Below are 20,820 nucleotides of genomic sequence, written 5' to 3'. Positions count from 1 at the left end.
GCGGCCTCGAGCGAAGACGAGGCCATCTCACGGTGTGACAATTTGCAGGCAGCTTGCCGCACTGCTCGCGCCTGCGGCCTCGAGCGCAGATGAGGCCATCGCACTGTGTGATGAAGTTCTGGTTAATACCCTTTGCAGGACTTTTAGGTAGCGGGTCTTTAGCCTTTCTTGGAATTGGTCAAAAGTGGCTTGACTTTGGTTTGGCTGGCGCTAGTGTTGAGTAGATGCGTTTTTACTCACTTCTGGCACTGATTTTGTTGGCAGGGTGCTCCTCGCAAAATGCCTGGATGCCAGCACCTACCCACTCTATTCCCGGCGAAGTGGTGATGGAGGGCCTCGAGGGTACCCTCTCGCTGCGGGTCGGCTCCAATGTGGCTTGGAGGTTAGATTCCTTTAGCAGTTGGCTACGGGTCACACCACAGAGTGGTGTGGGCCCCAAAGTGGTGCAACTCAAGGCTGAGTTTGACGGGGAGATCCAGAGCCAGTCCGAGTACAGGGGCAGCCTTGCTGTTTCGGGTGATGTGGAGGCCGAAATCTCCGTGCGTTTGCCTTTGGTCAAGGTGGTAGGCGCGGTTTCCGACGTAAGTGTGGCCTCGAGCAGGGCGAGCGAGGCGTTGAATGTGCAGGCGGCGCAATCCGAAAGGCAACCGGCCAGTGTGCGCACTTCGCATACAGAAATTCTGGTCAAATACCGCACCGACCTGCGTACGGCCATTCTGCCCCAGGGCAGCAGGGTTTTGTCCCACGACCGAATCAGCCGTTTGACCAAGCTCCAGTCGCCGAACCCCCAGGCTTTGCTGCAACGTCTGCGCCTCGACCCCAGCGTGGAGTGGGCCGAAATTAACGGTACGGTAACGGCCCAGGGCGAGCCCACCGACCAGTTTTATCCCCAACAGTGGTACCTGCGGGCCACCGGGGCACGCTTTGCCTACCAGCAAACCTATCCGACGCCCATCACGGTGGCGGTGGTGGATACCGGGGTGCGCTACGACCACCCCGACCTGGCCGGGCGGCTGTGGCAGCCCGGCGAGGGCGCCTACGACTTTGTGGGGGATGCCGCACCGCCTACCAACCCTGCCGATCCCTACGACCCCTGCGGCGAGCCTGTACCGGGCACCTCGGGTGACAACAATCCGACCGACCCCTGTGATTTGCTTTCCAATTCCGGAGGCAGTCACGGAACCCACGTAACCGGCATCGTTGTGGCGAACGCCGGAACATTTGTGCCTGCCTGCTCAACCTGCACCGATTCGGGGGTCGTTGGGCTGGCCCACAACGCGCCCATCAAGGTACTGCCTTTGCGGGTGCTGGATTCATCGGGCAACGGCACCTTCGAGGATGTGGCCCTGGCGGTCCGCTATGCTGCGGGCATCCCGGTAGAGAAAGCCGGTCAGCTCTTACAAAATCTTCAGCCAGTGCAGATCATCAACCTCTCGTTGGGCTCGACGGTTTTCTCCAATGTGATGTGCGAGGCGGTAACCGATGCGGTGGCTCGAGGGGTGCTGGTGGTGGCAGCCGCAGGAAACTTTCAAAGCCGCAGCCCTGGTGCAAAGGTCTATCCGGCAGCCTGCCCAGGGGCTATTTCGGTAGCGGCTACCGATCAAAACAATCAAGTGGTCTTCTACAGCCAGCAAAATAGCGAAGTAGACCTCGCTGCGCCGGGAGGCAACACCGCGGTCTCTGGAGGCGGCATACTTTCGACGACCTGGAATTTCACCACCAACCTGCCCAACTATACCTTCTACATGGGCACCTCCCAGGCCACCCCCCAGGTGGCGGCGGCGCTGGCCATGGCGCTGTCCAGTGGCCGGGCCAGCACTGCCACGGAAGCCTGGAACCTGATTCGCTCGAGCGCCACCGACTTGGGCGCGCCGGGCCGGGACGATGCCTACGGCTATGGTTTGCTCAACCTGCCGGGGGCCTTTGGCTGGACGCTGCCCAGGGGTGAGTTTCTGGTAAGCCTGAGTGGCCCCATTGCCCGGCGGGTGCCGGTGGTCAATGGGCGCTTCGAGACCTTTTTGGTGCCGGGCCGCTACACCATGGTAGCCTGCCGCGACGACTCCGGTAACAACTTGTGCGATAACGGTGAGCCTAAAATGGAGCGTCAGGTACAGGTGAACGGCGGGAATACCCTCGACCTGGGGACGATACAGATACAACCATAAGCTCTAAGTTGCGCCAGGGTAGATGGGCCAAACCAGCGGAATCGGCAAGGCGTACCTGACGCAATTCCCCACTGATCTTTGAGGATCGGATCTCGCATTTCAACTATGGAGACACTTAGCAGATTGTGGCTTACCTGAACCGCCGAGCTGGTATTGTTTCGGTTATTCGCCGCCAAAATACTCTGGCAACTGGTCGCGGGTAATCAGCACATCCCTGGGCTTGCTGCCCTGGTGCGGCCCCACGATGCCCATGGCCTCGAGCGCGTCCACCAGCTTGCCGGCCCTAGCGTGCCCCACCGAGAGACGGCGCTGGAGCCGGCTGACTGAGGCGTAGCCCTCCTCGATCACGATTTCGGCGGCTTTTTTGAGCAAAGGGTCGCCAAAGTCAATATCCCCAGCATCCCCTGGCGTCCCACTCCCTAGATGCAAGGGCCCCTCGAAATCGGAGCTGTACAACTCGGCAAAAGAATCCTCGAAGCTCTGTTCGCGTAGGAAGGTCGCGATGCGGTGCACTTCGGGCTCGGAGAGGAAGGGGCCTTGCAGGCGCACCGGCTTGGGCAGGCCGGGCTGGTGGTAGAGCATGTCGCCCTGGCCCACCAAGCGCTCCGCGCCGTAGGTGTCGAGGATGGTGCGCGAGTCGAAGCCCGAGGAGACCGCAAAAGCCATGCGGGCCGGTACATTCACCTTAATCAAGCTGGTCAGGATGTCCACCGAGGGGCGTTGGGTGGCCAGAATCAGGTGCATGCCGGTGGCGCGGGCCATCTGGGCCAGCCGTAGAATGGCCTGCTCCACTTCTTTGGGGGCGGTGATCATCAGGTCGGCCAGCTCGTCAATCACGATGACCAGATAGGGCAAGGTGGCGTCGCCGGCGGCGCGCATCTTCTGGTTGAACTGTTCCAGATTTCGGGCCCCCACCTGGCTCATCATCTTGTAGCGGCGCTCCATGTGGGCCACGGCGCCCAGCAAGACCCCTGCGGCGTCGGCGGGGTTGGTCACCACCGGCCGCACCAGATGGGGGATGCCCTCGTAGGGGGTGAGTTCCACCATCTTGGGGTCAATCATCAGGAAGCGAAGTTCGGTGGGAAGGTATTTGAACAACAAGCTGGTGATGAGGGTATTCACCGCCACCGACTTACCCGAACCTGTCGAGCCTGCAATCAGCAGGTGGGGCATCCGGGCTAGGTCTTTTACCCAAACCTCGCCGTCAATGCTTTTACCCAGCACCATCGGCAGGGTGTCCTTGGAGCGGGTGAAAGCGGAGCTTTGAATGGCCTCGCTGTAGCGTACTAGTTCGCGCTCCGCATTGGGCACTTCCAAACCAATCACGCTTTTGCCTGGAATGGGCGCTTCGATGCGTACCGAGCCGGCGGCCAGGGCCAAGGCCAGGTCGTTGTGCAGGTTTTGTACCCGGCTAATTTTTTCGCCGGGGGCGGGCTCGAGCTCGAACCGGGTCACGGTGGGGCCCCTAGACCAGCTCACCACCCGGGCCTCCACGCCGTGGTGTTGCAGGGTGTTGTTGATATGTTCCACCTGGTGCTGGGTGATGATCTCGAGGGCCCTGGGGTCGTAGCGCGGCGCTTCGGGCTTATCCAGCAACTCGAGGCTGGGTAGGAGCAGGGCCGTAGAAGCCTTGGCTGGGCTGGCGGCTTGCGGGGTAGAACCCTTGCTTGGTTTGCTGGTTTTGGGCTTCTCGCTGGGGAGGGCGTTTTTGTTGGTAGCCCCTACCTTGTCGGGTTCGGGGAATACGAGATCGAAATCCAGCAGCGGCTCGGTGGAGGGCTTGGCGGTGGCCACCTCGAAGGCAGGGGGTTCAGCGCTCAAGCCTTTTTCCAGCAGCGCCCGCAATCCTGCGGAGTGGGCTTCGGCCGGGGCTGACTCCACCCACTCGGCCCAGCGTAGCCAGCCGTCTACCCGTTCTTCCAAGCCTAGAGTTAGCTCTTCCGATTCGCGCCAGCCAGCCAGGCGATTCTGGTGCTCGTCCAGTGCAACCAGCAGAGCCTTGGCGGTAGCGGGATTGCCCAGGTTTTTAGCAACGGTCTCAGCCTTACGGGCGAGGGCTTGGGTTTTGGTTAGCAAGGTGCCGATTTCCAGCATCAGTGCGGTGCGACGTTCCTCCAGGGCCTGGGCCAATCCTTCGCCCTTAAGAGGTGCTGCCAAGGCTGCCGCCAAGCGCTCGAGGCGTACCGGAAGAGGCCGGGGCTCAGTTGCCAGCTTTCCTGCCAGCTCTTTGGCACGTTCGGTTTTGAAATCGCCGAGCAATTTTGCAAAACCTGCGATAACCTCTCCATCCTGGGGCCTGCGCCGGAAGGCTTGGAGATCCTGTTGTAAGGTATTTAAGGTTTTGTGTTCAGGATAGCGTTCGGCCAGCGCCTGCGCTTCGCGCAGGAGCTTGGTGGCGGTCTGCGAAAGGGTGTAGGAATGGTGCAGCCGCTCTGCAGCCAGCGCCACCCGCCGGGTGCTTTTGCCAATCAAGTATCCCGGGCGCTGGCGCAGAGCAATATCGGCCACAAAACTTAAGGCCAGCAAGGGAATTAGCAAACCGAAATTGCCCAACTGGCCTACCAGTAAGGCATGCAGGGTACTGCCCAGCCTGCCGCCTAGAAGCGTGGAAGCATGCGCTACCAGGGGTAGACTAATCAGGCCCCCCACCGCAGCGAGGGCAGTGGCCCTGGCAAAGCCACCCAGGGGCCAGTCCAACAGTAACCAAACCCCCAATAAGGCCAGGGTGGGCGGAACCAGCCAGGCCAGATACCCTAGGTTGCCCCAGAAAAAATTTTGCACCGTGCTGCCCAGCTGTCCGGCCAAATTGGAACCAAAGTAGATGGCAGCGGCGAGGAGTACCGACAGCCCCAGTACCAGTAGTGAGAAGGCCTCGAGGTCGCGCTTGCGTTCGGTCGGGGTGGCTTTGTTTCGATCTCCTTTAGATTTGCCCTTTGCCATCGTTTACGATTCTAACATACTGGCAATTAAACTTGACCCTGACAATAAACCGGCATGGCCGAACAGGTCGTGAACCTTAAGAAAATGGATGTGCCGTGGGCAAGCGTGTTGCCTTATCGCGGTCTTCGCTATTTTTGCTGCTGGCGAAAACGAGAATGTGTCTAGGCCCAGACGTATATTATGCACTCGTGGGCCACACGCGGCCCACACTTGGGATTCGAGGTTCCCAGTGGCAAAAAATGAGCCTGGAGAAGCACTTCTCATGATTGATACGCATTTCGGCTGTATCTTTCACTTCTGAAAGCCTAAACAATACTGCCGAAATCGGCTTGAATCCTTCACCCTTTGACTACGTCCAAGGGTGAAGGGTTCAAGCGGAAACTGTATGAGGTGGTGCTCTTCTTTCTGAAGAGCGCTCTAATCACAAGAAAAGCGTGGGGGATGTGCCACCCACGCTCATTTAGGGTTCATCTATTTAGGCAGGGCGCGAACCACTGCGTCGGTAATCTCGAGTTCGTCGGCGGCATAGACTACCAGGCCGCTGCTGGCCGCCACTTTCTTATCCAGCACGATAGCGAAGCCTTGTTGTTGAGCCACCCTTGCAATTACCTGGTCAATTTCTTCGGTGATGGGCTTTAGAACGGCGTTGCTACGATCGGTCCATTTGCGCCCGGCTTCCTGCAAGCTTTGGGCCAGCACACGGTAATCCTGCTGTTCCTTAGCGGTGGCATTGCCCGCCCGCAGCTTGGCTTCCAAGGGCTGTATCTGATCGCGCAGCGGTTTGAGCTCACGCTCGGCCTGGGCGCGTACGTCCTGGACTTTCTTGAAGTCTTTGTGCGCCTGGACCACTTTTTCGGCATCTATATAACCGATGCGGGTGGGGGTGGGGCGATTTTGCGCAATCAGCGAGCCACCCAACAACAAACCTGCCAGTACCACAACAAACAACCCGTTTCTGTTCATCCTCTCACTCCATTACTTGGGCAAGGCCCGAACGATGGCTTGGGTAATATCCAACTCCTCGGCAGCGTAAACCACCAGACCGCTGCTGGCTGCTATTTCTTGGTCGAGCACGATGGCAAAGCCTTGCTCTTTGGCTACCTTGCCGATCAACTGGTCAATCTCTTCGGTAATGGGCCGCAGGGCTGCGTTTTGCTGATCGGACCATTTTTTGCTGGATTCCTGCAAACTTTGGGCCAGGGTGCGGTAGTTTTGCTGTTCCTGGGCAGTGGCATTCCCGGCACGTATTTTGGCATCCAACGGTTGAATTTGGTCGCGGAGGGGCTTGAGCTCGGCCTCAGCACGAGCCTGCAGATCCTTGACCCTAGCGAACTGGGGGTGGGCTTCCACTACCACACGGGCATTGAGGTAACCGATTTTGCTGGCAGTGGGCTGGTTTTGTGCAACCAACAGGCTGCTCAGGAGCACTGCAGCCAGTATGGGTGCAAATAGCGAAAAACGCTTCATACGCGCCATACTGTAAAGGCACGCCCTTAGCACAGGGTGAGAGCCAGGCCACTGGCGATTTAGGCCAGGCTAGGCTATGGTATCGGCTGTGAGGTCTGTGACCTCAAAACCAGAGGTGTGTGCTATGAAACGTTTACCAGTCTTGATCGTTTTGTTGTTGCTAGCGTTTGCCTCAACCGGTTTTGCCCAACGAGCCTTTCAACTCCGCATCTCGGTGCCTGCGCCCAGCCTGGGCTTTGGCCTCGAGGCCAACATCCAGCGCGATTTGGTGGCCCTTATCTACGGCGATGTGCGGTTTGAGGGTCCCAGCTTCCTGATTGGCGGCGAGGTGCTGTTTAAGCCCGACCTGGGCCAGTTTGACCGCGACCTCCGGGGTATCAAGCCCTATTTTGGCGGCGGCCTGGGTTTGGGGTTGCCCAATGCCAACTTTGCCCTGACCCTGGATGCGGGCATTGAATTTGCGCTGGATAATTCAACCGGACTCTTCTTGGGTGGGCAGAGTATTTTCCCCTTCAGTGCAACACCGTCGGCAAGGCTGTTGTTTGGCGCAACCTTCCGCTAGTGCCGATGCAACACTAGCTCGATAGTTTGCCCGAAACTCAAAGTTCGCTGGGGGTCGAGAGTCTAGGCTTTCGACCCAGCACCCTGCAATCCCAGCGACCCGTTATCTACGGCTCCTTGACAAACCCCCAACTGGTGACGGCTGGATAGGAGCCCAGTACCTTCACAAACGAAGCGCGGCGCAGCAGGGTTAGCAGGGCCAGCGAAGGGCCGGGGTCTTCGGCGTGCCCCTCAAAGTCGGCGTAGAAGATGGGGGAAAAGGGGCGGTCGGGGTCGCGGCGGGGGCGGGACTCGAGCTTGGTCAGGTTGATGCCCTGGTCGGCGAAAGCCTGCAAAGCGGCCAGCAGCTCGCCAGGGCGGTGGCGGGTGGTGAAGACCACCGAGGTTTTGTAAGGGCCCTCTTGGCGCGGCAAATCTTCTCGAGCCAGCACAAAGAATCGGGTGTAGTTGCCGGTGAAGTCTTGAATCGCTTCAGCCACAATGGTCAGTCCGTAGCGCTCGGCAGCACGGCGACTGGCAATGGCGGCGAGGCCTGGCTGGGGATGTTCGGCCAGTTCGCGGGCGGCCCCGGCGGTATCGTAGACCGGTTCGGCCTCGAGTTTGTACCGGGCGATAAAGCCGTCACACTGGGCCAGGCCTTGGGGGTGGCTCTTGACCTTGCGAATATCCTCCAAGCGTGTCCCTTGCGGGGCCAGCAGGCAGTGCTCGACCTTGAGTACCAGTTCGCCCACCACGTGCAGGTCGGTCTCGAGCAACAGGTCGTAGGTTTGGTTGATGATCCCCGCGGTGGTGTTTTCCACCGGAACCACACCGCGATCCACCTCGTGGTTGGTCACAGCAGCAAATACCTGGTGGAAGGTAGGTAGACCAATCGTTTGTGCGCTGGGAAACGCCCGCAAGGAGGCTTCCTCGCTATAGGCTCCTTCAGTTCCTTGAAAAGCGATACGCATCACGCGGCCCAGTATAGTTCACCCCCTGACCGTTTTAGCTAACAACCGACTTCGCAATCGCATCCCGCATGAGGAAAATTGCTCCTGGAGAGGATTGAGCGATGTATGCTACTTAGCCAATGCCCCGATGGTTTATCAAGAACCCAAACAAGTGCAACTTCATAGGGCATAATGATGTACCGTGTTGAGATTGGAACCCATTACCGACGCGGCTGCCTGGAATCAGAAAGTTTCGTCGCTGCCGATTAGCAGTGCTTTGCAGTCTTGGGGCTGGGGCGAGGTCAAAAAACTTTCGGGTTGGCAGCCGGAGCGTTATGCGGTTTATGATAATAGTGAGCTTATCGCTGCTGCACAGCTTTTTCGCCGCAGATTTATCGGGCCTGTCTCGATGCTGTATGCCTCGAGGGGCCCTGCACTACGAAGCATCCAGGACCTCCCTAGGGTGGTCGAAGTACTCAAGCAGCGGGCGCAGGGTGCAGTGTATCTGAAGCTCGAGCCCGAGACCGGCCAGCCGGCCCTGCAGGCTGCACCGGAATTCTCCCGGGTGCAAATTGAGGAGACCATCCAACCTGAGTACAGTATCTGGCTGGATCTGACCCTTGGGCGCGAGGGGCTGCTTGCCAACATGGAAAACATGCACCGACGCAATACCAAGCTGGCCGAAAAGCGCGTTGTGACCACCATCGAAGGCCCCGAAGCCTTCGAAGAATTCTGGCAGCTCTTTGAGGAGACCAACCGCCGGGCCAAGCTGTTGCAACACTCCAAAACCTACTACCAGACCGTGCTCAAGGAGATGAATCAACCTCTGGGCCAGGCCTTCATTTCGATTTCCCGACTGGAGGGCAGGGCTCTGGCCGCCGGTTTGTTTGTGGCGTTTGCTGGCAAGGTGGACTATCTCTACGGGGGCAGCAGCCGCGAGCACTCCAACGCCAAGGCCCCCAACGGCATGCACTGGGGAGCCATCCACTGGGGGCTCGAAAATGGCTACCGGATCTACGATTTATGGGGGGTGCCCCGTCAGAGCGAGGGCAGCCATGCGGCCGGTATAGATGCGTTCAAGGAGGGTTTTGGCGGCAGCCGGGTGCGCTTTCCCGCCTACGACGTGGCCCTCTCGCCACTCTACGGCGCAATCAAGAAGGCCCTGCGCTGGCGTAAAAACTGGGTCAACTACCGCACCCGAGGCACCCCTCGAGACGTGTTGTAACGCCGCGCCTCACCCGGAAGCCTACAGACCTATGGGCATCTTGTTTGGAGTTAGAAAACCGTGAAATGCACGGGGGTGACGGGGGGAGCCATGTATCCTGGGTGAAGGTGGCCCCTAGCCTCCACTCATGGGAAATTCAAACTGCCCCAATGACCTTTAGCCCTCTGTTCACGCTTCTAAGCGACCTTCCTTCTACCCTCTAGCCGTGGTTCGTCCTGCGCTCATCGCTCTGGTTGTAATTGGGGCGCTCTCCCTGTTTCTGGTGAGCCGCCCGGTTCCAACGCCCGCCACCCCCAACCGAGGGGTGAGGCTCGAGAACGTCCGCCTTACCCTCTACCCCGAGCAAGACCCCAAGGCCCGTTGGGAGTTTGCTGCCGTTCAGGTCGAACAAGACCCGGGCACCCGCGAGGCCAAAGTGACCGGCTTGCAGTCGGGGCAGCGCTTTGTGGAGGACCGCCTGGATTTGCGGCTTTCGGCTCCAGAGGTGACCATTGACCGGGCCGACAACCTGCGGCTGCCTTATGCCAAGGTGGAGATCCTCAAAGGCTGCTACACGGTTAACCTGGGAAAGCCGGGTGAGATGCCGGTGACCATTGACCAGCGCGAGGGCTTCCGTGCTCCCAGTGTTTTGATTACCGCGCCCAGCCTGGAGGTGCAGGGTACTGACTTCAAAAGCGATTTTGGCATCGAAAACCCCAGTTGGCGCAATCCGATCGAAAAGTTTATCTCCGGCGGGGAGCAGCCTCCCTGCCCCATCGAAGGCGGTAGTTCATGAAGCGTATTGGGTTCATCCTGTTTCTCCTAACGCTGGCTGTTCTGGCCCAGAGCAAGGAACAGCGCATCATCACCATCGAGGCCCCCGGCGGACAGCGCTCGGGCAACCTGCGCAACGGCCCCTGGGTTTACGAGGGTGGTAAACCCGGTGGGGTTATCGGTAAAGTCAAGGATTTGGAAATCACCGCTACCCGCGCCACCCTCGAGGCTCCCCAGGGTAAAACCATGCAGGAAGCCGAGGGAGAGCGGGTGGCCTCTTTCGAGGGCAGCGTGGTGGTCAAGCGCGACCGCATGACCGCCAGTGGCCCCAAGCTGGTCTACCGCGAGACCAATGGGCGTGGCACTTTGGATGGAAATGCCCGTATGCGGCAAGAACCCCGTGACCGCAACAGTGACCCCGTAGAGGTCACAGCCCCACGCATGACCTTTGAGGTGGATACCAACATCTCTACCAGCGAAGGTGGAGTGACCCTCAAGAATGGTCGTCAGGAAGGGCGCTCGAAGGGTGTGTACTACGAGGAAGACAAGGGGCTGGCGGTCTTCAATGATGCCAGGGAAGTCGTGCTTACCCGCAAGCGGGAAGGCAAGGGTGACCTGGTGATTCGGGCCAAGGAAATCCGAAGCCTAACCGACGAGAAGCGCCTGCTGGCGACCGGCGGTGTGACCCTGGTGGATGGCGACATCACTACGACGGGGGCCAGCTTGGTTTACAACGACAACACCGGTGAGGCCACCATTGTGGCGGGCCGGGTGGGGAATCAGAACGTACCGGCCCGCAGTGTCAACGCCAAAGAGCGGGCCACCTTGTCGGGCAATTCGCTCCTGCACAACGTTAATCGCTCACAAGTTAGGGTTCTGGCCCAGGCTCCACGGCTACCCGTAAACGATTTTCGCAAGCTAAGTGAGCAATAATAAGCGCCATGCGCTGGTTCTGGTTGCTTCTGGGCCTGTTGCTGGTGGCCGTAGCCCAGCAGGAACCCGAGCCATCCTTTCAGACCACTGCCGAAATCGAGCGACGGGGCAAAAAAATTGTGGTGGTCAAAACCGGGCCGGACAACCCCCCGGCCATCATCGAGCTACGCGACCTGTATGGCGGGCTTATCACGGCGCTGGATGCCGAAAAGAAGTCCCTTCGCCTAGGCGAGCAGGAGTTTACCACCGATAAGCTGACCCGTTTCTGGATCGAAGGTAAGCCAGCGCAGTTTGCCGATTTGAAGGTAGGCCAGCAGGTGCGCCTCGAGGCCGCCGAACAGAACGACGGCAGCATCAAAGCCTTCGACGTGCAGATTGGGGGTAAGCGGGAGGGCCCATCCTTGAGCCGCTCCCTTTTTGCCGATCCGGCTCCCTTTCGCGTCCAGATTACCTTTGGTGACGACGCCAAGGCTTTTGGGGCCATTGCCCGTGTAGAGCAAATCCGCGAAGTGAACGATTTTGTGTTCATGACTGGGGGCACCGCTAAGTACATCGAGGAGGAAGATCGCCTCGAGCTCGAGCTCAAACCAGCGCCGAGGGCGGTGGAAGTTCAGCAAGGCAAGAGCAAGGCCTGGGGCAGCCGTCTCGACTACGACAACGAAAGCGGCGATGCACGGGTGGCGGGGCCCATCGAGCTCGAGCGCTCCGGCGATAAACCCCTCCAGGGTAGCGCCCAACGTATGATCTACAACGTAGACGACGAGATTCTGCGCTTGTTTGGGGGGGTGCGGTTGGTGCAGGATGGCCGCACCTCCACCGCCGATACTGCGGTAGTACGCGAAAAAGACCGTATTGCCTATCTTTTTGGCTCCAAAGACAAACCCGTTCGCAGCCAGAATAAAGATGGCTTCGTCGAAGGAACCCGTGTGCTTTACAACCTCGACACCAGCGATGTGGTGGTGCTGGAAGGGGTCAAAGGAGAGTTCCAAGACCCGTAGGATGGCATCCGATGGTAGGGCACGCATATCGAAATGGGTAGCGCAACCCATGTCACAATCCGATTTGCCCTAAACTGTAAACGTGCGAAACCTGGTACGGATTCTGGTGGCGGTGGGGTTCATCGGGGCGCTGGCTTTTTTCTTCCTCTTCTATCCGACCCAAAAAGTTGAGATCCTGATCTGGACCTCGGGCGAGAAACAGAATGTGCTCAAGCCAACCCTAGAAGAGTTTAATAAGCAGGGCCGCACAGTGCTGATTGGTTCCCGGCGCTATACCGTACAGGCCAAAAGCGTAACGGTCAACTCTGGTGAGATGTATACCCACCTAGTGCGGCGGCTCAACCAGGGGGTGGCTTTCCCCGAGCGAACCGGTGGCGAACCTACTGTACTTTCCCCCTCGACCTCCGACTGGCTGGCCCAGGTGAACCTGGATACCCGGCGGCCGGTCTTCGACTTTGCCGAGATGCCCTCCATCGTGCGTACCCCGGTGGTCATCTTTACCTTCCGCGAGATGGCAGAGTGCCTGGGCTGGCCTGCCAAGCCCATCGGCTGGTCGGACATCATTGCCCTAAAGGAAAGTTCCCAAGGATGGGCAGCTTGCCCCACCGCCAAGGCCGAGTGGGGGCGCAAACCCAGGGTGGCTTTTACCGACCCCGCGGTAAGCTCCACGGCCCGTTCGACCCTGCAACTCCTCTACCAGGCTGCCGCAGGAAAATCGGGTTCCAACCTCACCCTAGAAGATGTGCGCTCGGCCAAGACCCAAAATTATGTGCGGCGCTTCCAGGCTACAGTAGACCACTACTACCCCGAAACCCTCAAGCTTCAGACCAAAATCTTTCAGGGGCCGCGCTTTGTGCACTTTGCTCCCCTAGAGGAGTACAACCTTCCCTGGCTTTACCAAGGGCGAGTGAACGCCGAGAGCGCACCAGGAGGTCAAGTGGTGCAACGACCCATCACCGATGCGGGCTACGAGGTTGTTGCACTGTACCCCAAAGAGGGCACAGTCTGGCACGACAATCCATTTGCCATTCCCAATGCCGACTGGGTCACGCCGCAACAGCGGGCCGCAGCCCAGGTGGTTCGGGAATATCTTCTGACCGAAGCGGTACAAAAGCAGTTCATGGCTTGGGGGTTCCGCCCAGGTTCCAACCTACCTTTTACGGATGTGCTTAACTCGACCCTCGGCATCAATCCCAGCGAACCCAAAAAGTTGCTGGGAAGGCTTGATCCCGAGGTGGCTAGGGCTATTCAAAACAGTTGGGAAGATGTGAAAAAGCCTGGTGTAGCGGTCTTGGTGCTGGATACTTCGGGTTCGATGTCCGGCGAGCGCATCCAGCAGGCCAAAGAAGGGGCCAAGCGCTTTTTGGATCGGGCTGCGCCTGCCACCCACGTGGGTCTGGTCACATTTTCCAGTAACGTTCAGGTGCGGGTTCCTATTGGTCCTCTAAACAAGACCCGCTTTGCCATTGTGGAGGCCATTGACTCGCTTACGGCACGAGGTAATACTGCCATGTACGAGGCTATTAGACGAGGTCTGGAGCTGGCCGATGGTTACGAGGGGGTCTCGAGGGAGGCCATCCGCGGGGTGGTGTTGCTTTCCGATGGTATTGCCAACTCGGGCTCGGTGGGTATATCCGGGCTGCTCAAGCTGACCGACCGCCAGGAGCGGGAAGTTCGGCTCGAGTTCCCCGAGAGTGCCCAGCTAAGAAACATCGTGGCCTCGGGCTTGGCTTTTCCTACCCAAAACACCGTTCATGTTTTTAGCGTAGGCATCGGTGAAGCCGACTGGGAAGCATTGCGCTTGGTTGCCGAGGGTACAGGTGGGGTAGTGGTACGCAGCGATCAAGGGGAACTGGGGCCGGTGCTCGAGCGTTTCTCTAAGTATTTCTGATGCCAGATTCAGGATGCTAGCCCCCGGATGGTAGCGAACGACCCCGACTAGGGACAACCCCTTCACACCCATAAATATGTGCCAAAAACCCCTGGATGCTGAGAGGTTGTGAAAAAGCTGTGCAAAACGATGTTTATTTTTCACACCGCGTCCCTTATGCTGTGTGATAGCCTTATCAAGGCTTTATTAATCACTGATTAATATTGCTGCATTTGCGTATCTGAATGGGGTGGCAGTTCGCAATGCGCTCTTTAGTCATGCAGGAGCGCTGGTTTTTTTATTGCATCGGATGGAGCCAGGAGGTATGGTGACCAACTGCGTTTACGTTATGGAATCAAAGAAGATTAACACCAAATCATCAAGCTGGCATGAAAGCCTAGTGCCTGGCATATTTGTTCCACAATTCTTAATCGCTGCGAGGAGGGGTTGATGATCAAAGGAATTCTACACCGTCTCAATTCATTGAGCATTGTGGCGTGGGTTCTCTTTACCGGGCTGGTCCAAGCCCAAATTCCCAACCGTATCATTGTAAATCCTAGCTTTGAGATTCCAAACATTTCTTCTCCTGGCATCTGTACCGCTGCTGGGGGAACCACCCAGCGTTATTTACCTGATAGCAGCTACAGTGGAACCAACGAAGCCAACAAGGTGCCCGGCTGGCGCACCACTGACGACCCCTACAACAGCACTGCCTTCAACTGCCCTACCTTCAGCTTACCCTATCGTCCCGTTGAATATTTCCGCACGCCGACTTCGGGTTCGGCAGCAGATGGCCAGCAGTGGGCGGAACTCAATGCAGAGTTCCCACGTCGGCTGTATCAGAACGTTTGTTTGGTGGCGGGTGAGTCCGTGCCTTTCACCTACAGCCACCGGGCACGCTTTGATGCAGGAATCGAAACTGCCAGGGCGGCTATTTATGCTGCTGATGGCGTTACGCTGATTAGCGCCGGCCCCGATACGACCGCCACCTCCACCAGCACATGGAATATTCGCTCTGGTACGCTTACCAACACCGGCCCCAGCGGGCTCTACCAGTACGGCTTCGAGGCTCGAATTGGCGCCGGAGGCACACCGGGGGTGATTGGCAGTGGCCGGGCCAACGAGGGCAATTTTCTCGACAACATCCGCATTACACTGCGCCCGCTGGCCGATATCAACCGCTTCGTGGATAGCTCCGGCAACACCCTGAGTAGTGTGGGCGAGTCCGCTGGCACGGTTTTCCTCGAGGTCATCATCAACGGCACGGTTCAGGGGAGCGGTGCCATCATTACCCTGACCCGAAGCGGAGTGGCCGCCACCGCCGATTTTAGCGTGGGCTCGAGCACCAACCGTCCGGGCGCCACCGCCAGCGCCAACGCCAACGGCGACATCACCTTGAACATTCCCGCCGGGGAGTATGACCCCAATGCTGCTACCGGCAGTCAGATCGGGGCCATTCGCATCCCCATCACCATCACCAACGACAGCGCGGTGGAAGGGAGCGAACCACTTACCTATACCATCGCCTCTGTCAGTAACCCTGGTGCGCCCGCAGGAGCAGACCTCGTCACCAACATCAACGGTCAGAGTGCCCGCTGTACGACTGCGGTGGTCAATACCACCCTCACCATCCGCGACGAGGCCGACCTGGCCGTCGAGAAAACGGGCCCGGCCAGTGTTGCGCAGGGCAGCACCGTCACCTACACCATTAAAGTCTGGAACCGTGGCCCCACTGCCGTTAGCAGTGCCAACTTTAGCGACAGTGTGCCTTCGTCCCTGACGGGGGTAACCTGGACCTGTACGGCCAGCGGTTCTGCGGCGTGCGGTAGCAGCTCGGGAACAGGCAACAGCATTAGCGTAACCACCGGTGCCCTACCAGTTAACACCGCGGCCGCCAACCCCACCAGCGGCAGCTACCTAACCTTTACCGTGAGCGGCACTGCCAGCAGCGCCGGCTCGCTGCCCAATACGGCCAGCATTTCCCCACCTGTTGGGGTGATTGACCCCAGCAGCGGCAACAACAGCTCGACCGCCACTACCCAGGTCACGCCGCCCCCGCCCAGCATCTCGGGTACGGTGTACAACGACAACAATGGGAACAGTAGCCTCGATGTCGGCGAACCCCGCCTGGCCAACGTGCAGGTCGAGCTTCTTAATTCCGGTGGTACGGTAATTGCAACCCAGAGCACCGATGCTCAGGGCAACTACACCTTCACCGGTATCGCTCCCGGAACCTACACGGTGCGGGTCAGTACCACCGATCCCGATCTGCCACCGGGTTCTACACTCACCACCCCCAACAACCTCTCCGTTACGGTGCCCGCTGGTAGTGCGGTGACGAACCAAAACTTCGGCTTCCGCCGCCGCGCCCTGGACGTGATCAAATCTGCAGGCCTGGCACAGCAGGTTGCTTCGGCTGCATATGTGGTGCCTTACACCATCGTGGTGGGCAATACCGGACAGCTTTCCCTGCCCAACGTGCAGGTCACCGAGAACCTGAGCCAGACCTTCCCCGGCAGTTCCTCCATTACCCTCGTGGCGGGCTCGCTGAATGTTGCTACAGGCGGTGGTGCGACCTGCACCCTGAATAGTGCCTTCAACGGTACCAGTGATACACGTCTGCTTAGTGGCTCCAACACCTTGAATGCCGGCCAAAGCTGCACCATCAGCTTCTCGGCACGGGTGACCTACGCCAGCGCTGGAGCCGTACCCACGGTGCCGCAGAACAACACCGCCTACGGCTCGAGCACGCCCAGCGGCCCCAACCCCGGCTATTCCTTCCCTGGTGGAACCCCAACGCCCCCCAGCGGTGCCCTAGCCACCGATGCCAGCACCAACAGTGCCAACCCCGCAAGCCCCGCCGGATTGCCAAGTACGCCGGGCGGCGACAGCCCCAGTGCTACACCGGTGACGCTCACGCCCAACCCTGGAAGCATCCGAGGGACGCTTTACAACGACCAAAACAACAACGGCAGCTTCGATTCCCTTACCGAGCCGCGCCTGCCGGCCAACATCGAAGTTCAGTTGCTGGACAGCAGCAACAACGTGATCGCCACCACCCAGACCGACGCCAACGGCGAGTATGCCTTCCCCAGCGTGGCGCCGGGTAGCTACACGGTGCGGGCCGTGGCCACCGATCCTCAGGTTCCCACCAACCTAGCGCCCAGCGCACCGAGTAGCGGTGCTGCGCCGGTGACGGTCACGGCGGGGGCCCCCACCACCCAGGACTTCGGGTTCCAGAAGGTGGTCATTGACGTCATCAAATCGGCGGGAACCCCGGTTCAGATCAACCCCACTACCTACGAAGTGCCCATTGCGGTGGTGGTGGGCAACACGGGCAATGTGCTGGCCTCCAATGTCCAGGTTTCGGAGAACCTGAGCCGCACCTTTAGCGCCGGAAGCCCCACCATCAGCCTGGTCGGAACGCCTGCCCTGGTCGTAACCCCCTCTTCCGGTGCCACCTGTACAGCCAACCCCTCGTTCAACGGCACCAGCGTCTTTGGCCTCCTGAGCGGAACCGACGACCTAGCGCCGGGCCAGAACTGCACCATACGGTTTACAGTTCGACTGGTCTACCCGAGTACCGCGGCCATTCCCAGCGCCCCCCAGAATAACCAGGTCTTCGCCTCGAGCCTGCCCGGCAGCGGCCCCAACCCAGGCCATACCTTCCCCGGTGGTGTTCCCACACCCCCACCGGGGGCCAGCGCCACCGATACCAGCAGCAACACCACCCATCCGGCCTCGCCCGCGGGCCTGCCCAGCACGCCCGGCGGCGATACACCCGGCAACACCCCCATCACGCTGCCCAACCCCGGCAGTATCTCGGGAACCCTGTACCTCGACCAGAACAATAACAACGCTTTCGACCCCGGCACCGATCCGCGCCTCCCCAACGTCTCGGTGGAGTTGGTGGATAGCGGCGGTAACGTGGTGTCCACCACCCAGACCGATGGCAATGGCGACTACTCCTTCACCGGGGTAATACCCAGCAACTACACCGTGCGGGTAGTGGCTTCCGACCTCGACCTGGGCGGGGCTACCCCCAGCGCACCGCCCAGCGGCACCCGTAGCGTCAGCGTAAGCCCCGGCACCGCCTCCACCAATCAGAACTTTGGCTTCAGCCGAACCGGTCTGGATGTGCTCAAGTCGGCCGCAGCGCCGGTGCAGGTGGATGCGCGCACCTTTACCATCACCTACACGGTGGTCGCGGGCAACACCGGCACCACGCCGCTGCCCAACGTGCAGCTCACCGAAAACCTAGCCCAGACCTTCGCCACCAACTCACCCACCATTACCATCATCTCGGCTCCGGCCAAAACCGCGGGTTCGGCACCCTGCACCCCCAATCCCTCCTTCGATGGCACCTCCGATACCCGCTTGCTGAGCGGTAGCGATACCTTCCAGGGTGGCCAAAACTGCACCATTGTTTTCACCGTGCGCGTACAGTACGCCGATGCGTCTGCAGTGCCCAGCGCTCCGCAGAACAACTCGGTGTACGCCTCGAGCACCCCCACCGGCCCCAACCCCGGTTATAGCTTCCCAGGTGGCACCCCCACTCCGCCTGCTGGGGCCACCGCCACCGACACCAGCACCAACACCACCAACCCTGCCAGCCCCGGCGCGCTACCCGGCACCCCTGGCGGCGATACCCCGAGCACGACCCCCGTCAGCCTCGTGACCAACCTGGGTAGTATCTCCGGCACGCTATACAACGACCTCAACGGCAACAAGAGCTTCGATGGAACCCCGCAGGACGCCCGCCTGGGCGCGGGGATCACAGTGGAGCTGGTGGATGCCAGCGGAAGCGTGGTTTCCACCACAACTACCGATGCCAACGGCAACTATAGCTTCAATGCGGTTGCCCCAGGCACCTACACCATCCGGGTACCCACGGGCTCGAGCAACCCTGCCTTGGGAACCTTGCAGCCCGTGGCCCCCACCAGCGCCCAGATCACCGGGGTGAACATCGCACCGGGCACGGCTGCCAACAACCGCAACTTTGGTTTCAACAATCCGCCGGTAGCCCAGAACGACAGCGCCACCACCCCCTTCAACACCCCGGTTACCTTCAGCGCGGTGGGCAACGACAGCGATCCGGATGGCTTCGTAGATCCGGCCACCATAGACCTCGACCCCAGCACGCTGGGCGACCAGAAGACCCGCACCGTGCCCGGTCAAGGTACCTTTAGCGTGGATGCCAGCGGTAACGTGACCTTCACCCCAGAGCCGACCTTCAGCGGCACCGCCACCATCCCCTACACCCTGCGCGACAACACCGGCAATACCTCGAACCAAGCCAACCTCTCGGTCACGGTGCAGCCGCCCCAGCCCCCGGTTGCGGTCAACGACGACGCCTCCACGCTGCCCGGCACACCCGTGACCATTGACCCCAAGACCAATGACTCCACCCCCAACCAAGGGGCCAGCATCGTACCGGGCTCGGTGGTCTTCCCTGCAACGGGACAGCCCGCCGGTAGCACCCGTTCGCCCGACGGCAAGACCCTGACCGTGCCGGGCCAGGGTACCTACAGCATCAACCCCGATGGAACGGTAACCTTTAGCCCCGTACCCACCTTCGTAGGGACGGCCACACCGGTCACCTATACCTTCCAGGACAGCACCGGGCAGACCTCCAACCCCGCCACCATCACGGTAGACATCAGCAGCCCGGCGGCCGTGGACGACAACGCGACCACGCCCTTCAACACCCCGGTGACCCTCGACCCCAAAACCAACGACTTGGTGGCTTCGGGGCGTACCCTGAACCCCAGCAGCGTGGTATTCCCACCATCCGGCCAGCCTGCGGGCAGCACCCGTTCGCCCGATGGCAAGACCCTGACCGTGCCGGGAGAAGGCACCTATCAAATCCAGCCCGACGGCACCGTGACCTTCACCCCCAGCCCCACCTTTACCGGCACCACCTCGCCGGTGCAGTACACCATCGCCGATGACGCCGGCGCGGTCTCCAGCCCGGCCAGCATCCGCGTGACGGTGGGCCCGCCCGCGCCTCCGGTGGCGAACCCCGACACCGCTACCACCCCGTTTGGTGCGCCCGTTACCCTGAATCCCCCGGCCAACGACACCGCTGGCCCCGGCACGACGCTGGTGCCCGGCTCGATTGACCTCGACCCCAGCACGCCCGGCCAGCAAACCACCCGCACCGTACCGGGCCAGGGTCGCTTCGACCTCAACCCGACCACCGGCCAGGTCACCTTCACGCCGGAGCCAGGGTTTGCCGGCACGGTGCAGATTCCCTACACCATTCAGGACAACCTGGGCCAGACCTCGCCCCCCAGCACCCTGACCGTCAACGTGACCCCGCCCCCCGCCCCGGTGGCGCGCGACGATGCCAAAGCGGGTGACTTTAACCAGCCCGTAACTGTGCCGGCTGTTCTGAACGACAGCCCCAGCCCCGGCACCACCCTGGTTCCGGGCTCTATAGACCTCGACCCCAGCACGCCGGGCCAGGAAACCACCCGTACCATTCCCGGCAAGGGGACCTTCACGGTACAGCCCGACGGCACCGTGCGCTTCGACCCCGTGCCGGGTTTCGAGGGTACGGCGGTAGTGCCCTACACGATCAAAGACAACCTGGGCCAAACCTCCAACCCGGCCAACATAGCCGTCACAATTCGCCCGCGTCCAGCCCCGCCCACCGCCCGCGACGACAGCGCGACCACGCCCAAGGGCACCCCGGTAACCCTGGACGCGGTGGCCAACGACAGCGCCAACCTGCCCAACGCGATTGACCCGGCCTCGATTGACCTCGACCCCAGCACCCCAGGCCGCCAGACCACCTTCACCGTACCGGGGCGCGGCACCTTCGAGGCTGAACCCGATGGCAAAGTGGTCTTTACCCCTGTGCCCGGCTTCACCGGCACGGTGACCATCCCCTACACCGTCGCGGATCAAGACAACGACCCCAACACCAGCCCACAAACCTCCAACCCGGCCAACCTGACCGTGACCGTCAACGAGC

At 60.4% G+C, this 20,820-nt stretch carries 12 protein-coding genes; 8 read left to right on the top strand and 4 right to left on the bottom strand.

Annotation, left to right across the window (positions count from 1 at the left end; all coding sequences use genetic code 11):
* The first annotated feature begins 287 nt into the window (after nt 1–287).
* Nucleotides 288–2,165 (top strand): S8 family serine peptidase, encoded by a 1,878-nt coding sequence (locus WKI89_RS01650; RefSeq protein WP_337867480.1) that lies wholly within the window; start codon nt 288–290, stop codon nt 2,163–2,165.
* Nucleotides 2,166–2,327: 162 nt separating this feature from the next.
* Here WKI89_RS01650 and WKI89_RS01645 read toward each other — a convergent pair whose 3' ends face one another.
* The 3 genes from WKI89_RS01645 to WKI89_RS01635 all read right to left on the bottom strand — a co-directional run bounded on the left by WKI89_RS01645 (nt 2,328) and on the right by WKI89_RS01635 (nt 6,572).
* Nucleotides 2,328–5,105 carry a DNA translocase FtsK gene (locus WKI89_RS01645; protein WP_337867479.1) on the bottom strand — a complete coding sequence of 926 codons (2,778 nt, stop codon included), beginning with the start codon at nt 5,103–5,105 and terminating at the stop codon, nt 2,328–2,330.
* Between the two features lie 471 nt (nt 5,106–5,576).
* The gene (locus WKI89_RS01640) at nt 5,577–6,068 is read right to left on the bottom strand and encodes an OmpH family outer membrane protein (protein ID WP_337867478.1); all 492 of its coding nucleotides are present in this window, start codon (nt 6,066–6,068) and stop codon (nt 5,577–5,579) included.
* Between the two features lie 12 nt (nt 6,069–6,080).
* Complete coding sequence (locus WKI89_RS01635) at nt 6,081–6,572, bottom strand: OmpH family outer membrane protein (RefSeq protein ID WP_337867477.1); 492 nt, start codon at nt 6,570–6,572, stop codon at nt 6,081–6,083.
* A gap of 124 nt (nt 6,573–6,696) precedes the next feature.
* Between WKI89_RS01635 and WKI89_RS01630 the strand changes: the two genes are divergently transcribed.
* Nucleotides 6,697–7,134, top strand: a complete 438-nt coding sequence (locus WKI89_RS01630) for a hypothetical protein (RefSeq protein ID WP_337867476.1) — start codon at nt 6,697–6,699, stop codon at nt 7,132–7,134.
* 106 nt (nt 7,135–7,240) lie between these two features.
* On the opposite strand, the gene pheA is transcribed toward WKI89_RS01630, so the two are convergent.
* Nucleotides 7,241–8,083 carry a prephenate dehydratase gene (gene pheA / locus WKI89_RS01625; RefSeq protein ID WP_337867475.1) on the bottom strand — a complete coding sequence of 281 codons (843 nt, stop codon included), beginning with the start codon at nt 8,081–8,083 and terminating at the stop codon, nt 7,241–7,243.
* 181 nt (nt 8,084–8,264) lie between these two features.
* On the opposite strand from pheA, the gene WKI89_RS01620 reads away from it, so the two are divergent.
* The 6 genes from WKI89_RS01620 to WKI89_RS01595 all read left to right on the top strand — a co-directional run.
* Entirely contained in the window at nt 8,265–9,287 is a 1,023-nt protein-coding gene (locus WKI89_RS01620; RefSeq protein ID WP_337867474.1) for a peptidoglycan bridge formation glycyltransferase FemA/FemB family protein, read from the top strand.
* 205 nt (nt 9,288–9,492) lie between these two features.
* Nucleotides 9,493–10,062: a hypothetical protein gene (locus WKI89_RS01615; protein WP_337867473.1), complete on the top strand. Its 570-nt coding sequence runs from the start codon at nt 9,493–9,495 to the stop codon at nt 10,060–10,062.
* The gene (locus WKI89_RS01610) at nt 10,059–10,973 is read left to right on the top strand and encodes an LptA/OstA family protein (protein WP_337867472.1); all 915 of its coding nucleotides are present in this window, start codon (nt 10,059–10,061) and stop codon (nt 10,971–10,973) included. The genes WKI89_RS01615 and WKI89_RS01610 overlap by 4 nt, the downstream gene beginning before the upstream one ends.
* 8 nt (nt 10,974–10,981) lie before the next feature.
* Complete coding sequence (locus WKI89_RS01605; protein ID WP_337867471.1) at nt 10,982–11,971, top strand: DUF5666 domain-containing protein; 990 nt, start codon at nt 10,982–10,984, stop codon at nt 11,969–11,971.
* Between the two features lie 82 nt (nt 11,972–12,053).
* Nucleotides 12,054–13,862, top strand: coding sequence for a VWA domain-containing protein (locus tag WKI89_RS01600; RefSeq protein ID WP_337867470.1), 1,809 nt, complete (start codon nt 12,054–12,056; stop codon nt 13,860–13,862).
* A gap of 429 nt (nt 13,863–14,291) precedes the next feature.
* The coding region (locus WKI89_RS01595) for an SdrD B-like domain-containing protein (protein WP_337867469.1) at nt 14,292–20,820 on the top strand (6,529 nt) is incomplete at its 3' end.

It is taken from the genome of Meiothermus sp. (genome assembly GCF_037443965.1).
Lineage (GTDB): Bacteria > Deinococcota > Deinococci > Deinococcales > Thermaceae > Meiothermus.
The sequence above is the reverse complement of the archived record's forward strand: the minus strand, read 5'-3'. Positions and strand labels throughout refer to the sequence as shown.

Coding starts and splice junctions, on each gene's coding strand:
- WKI89_RS01630 (WP_337867476.1), top strand. CDS start 6,697: ATGAAACGTTTACCAGTCTTGATCGTTTTGTTGTTGCTAGCGTTTGCC.
- WKI89_RS01645 (WP_337867479.1), bottom strand. CDS start 5,105: ATGGCAAAGGGCAAATCTAAAGGAGATCGAAACAAAGCCACCCCGACC.
- pheA (WP_337867475.1), bottom strand. CDS start 8,083: ATGCGTATCGCTTTTCAAGGAACTGAAGGAGCCTATAGCGAGGAAGCC.
- WKI89_RS01640 (WP_337867478.1), bottom strand. CDS start 6,068: ATGAACAGAAACGGGTTGTTTGTTGTGGTACTGGCAGGTTTGTTGTTG.
- WKI89_RS01605 (WP_337867471.1), top strand. CDS start 10,982: ATGCGCTGGTTCTGGTTGCTTCTGGGCCTGTTGCTGGTGGCCGTAGCC.
- WKI89_RS01635 (WP_337867477.1), bottom strand. CDS start 6,572: ATGAAGCGTTTTTCGCTATTTGCACCCATACTGGCTGCAGTGCTCCTG.
- WKI89_RS01610 (WP_337867472.1), top strand. CDS start 10,059: ATGAAGCGTATTGGGTTCATCCTGTTTCTCCTAACGCTGGCTGTTCTG.
- WKI89_RS01650 (WP_337867480.1), top strand. CDS start 288: ATGCCAGCACCTACCCACTCTATTCCCGGCGAAGTGGTGATGGAGGGC.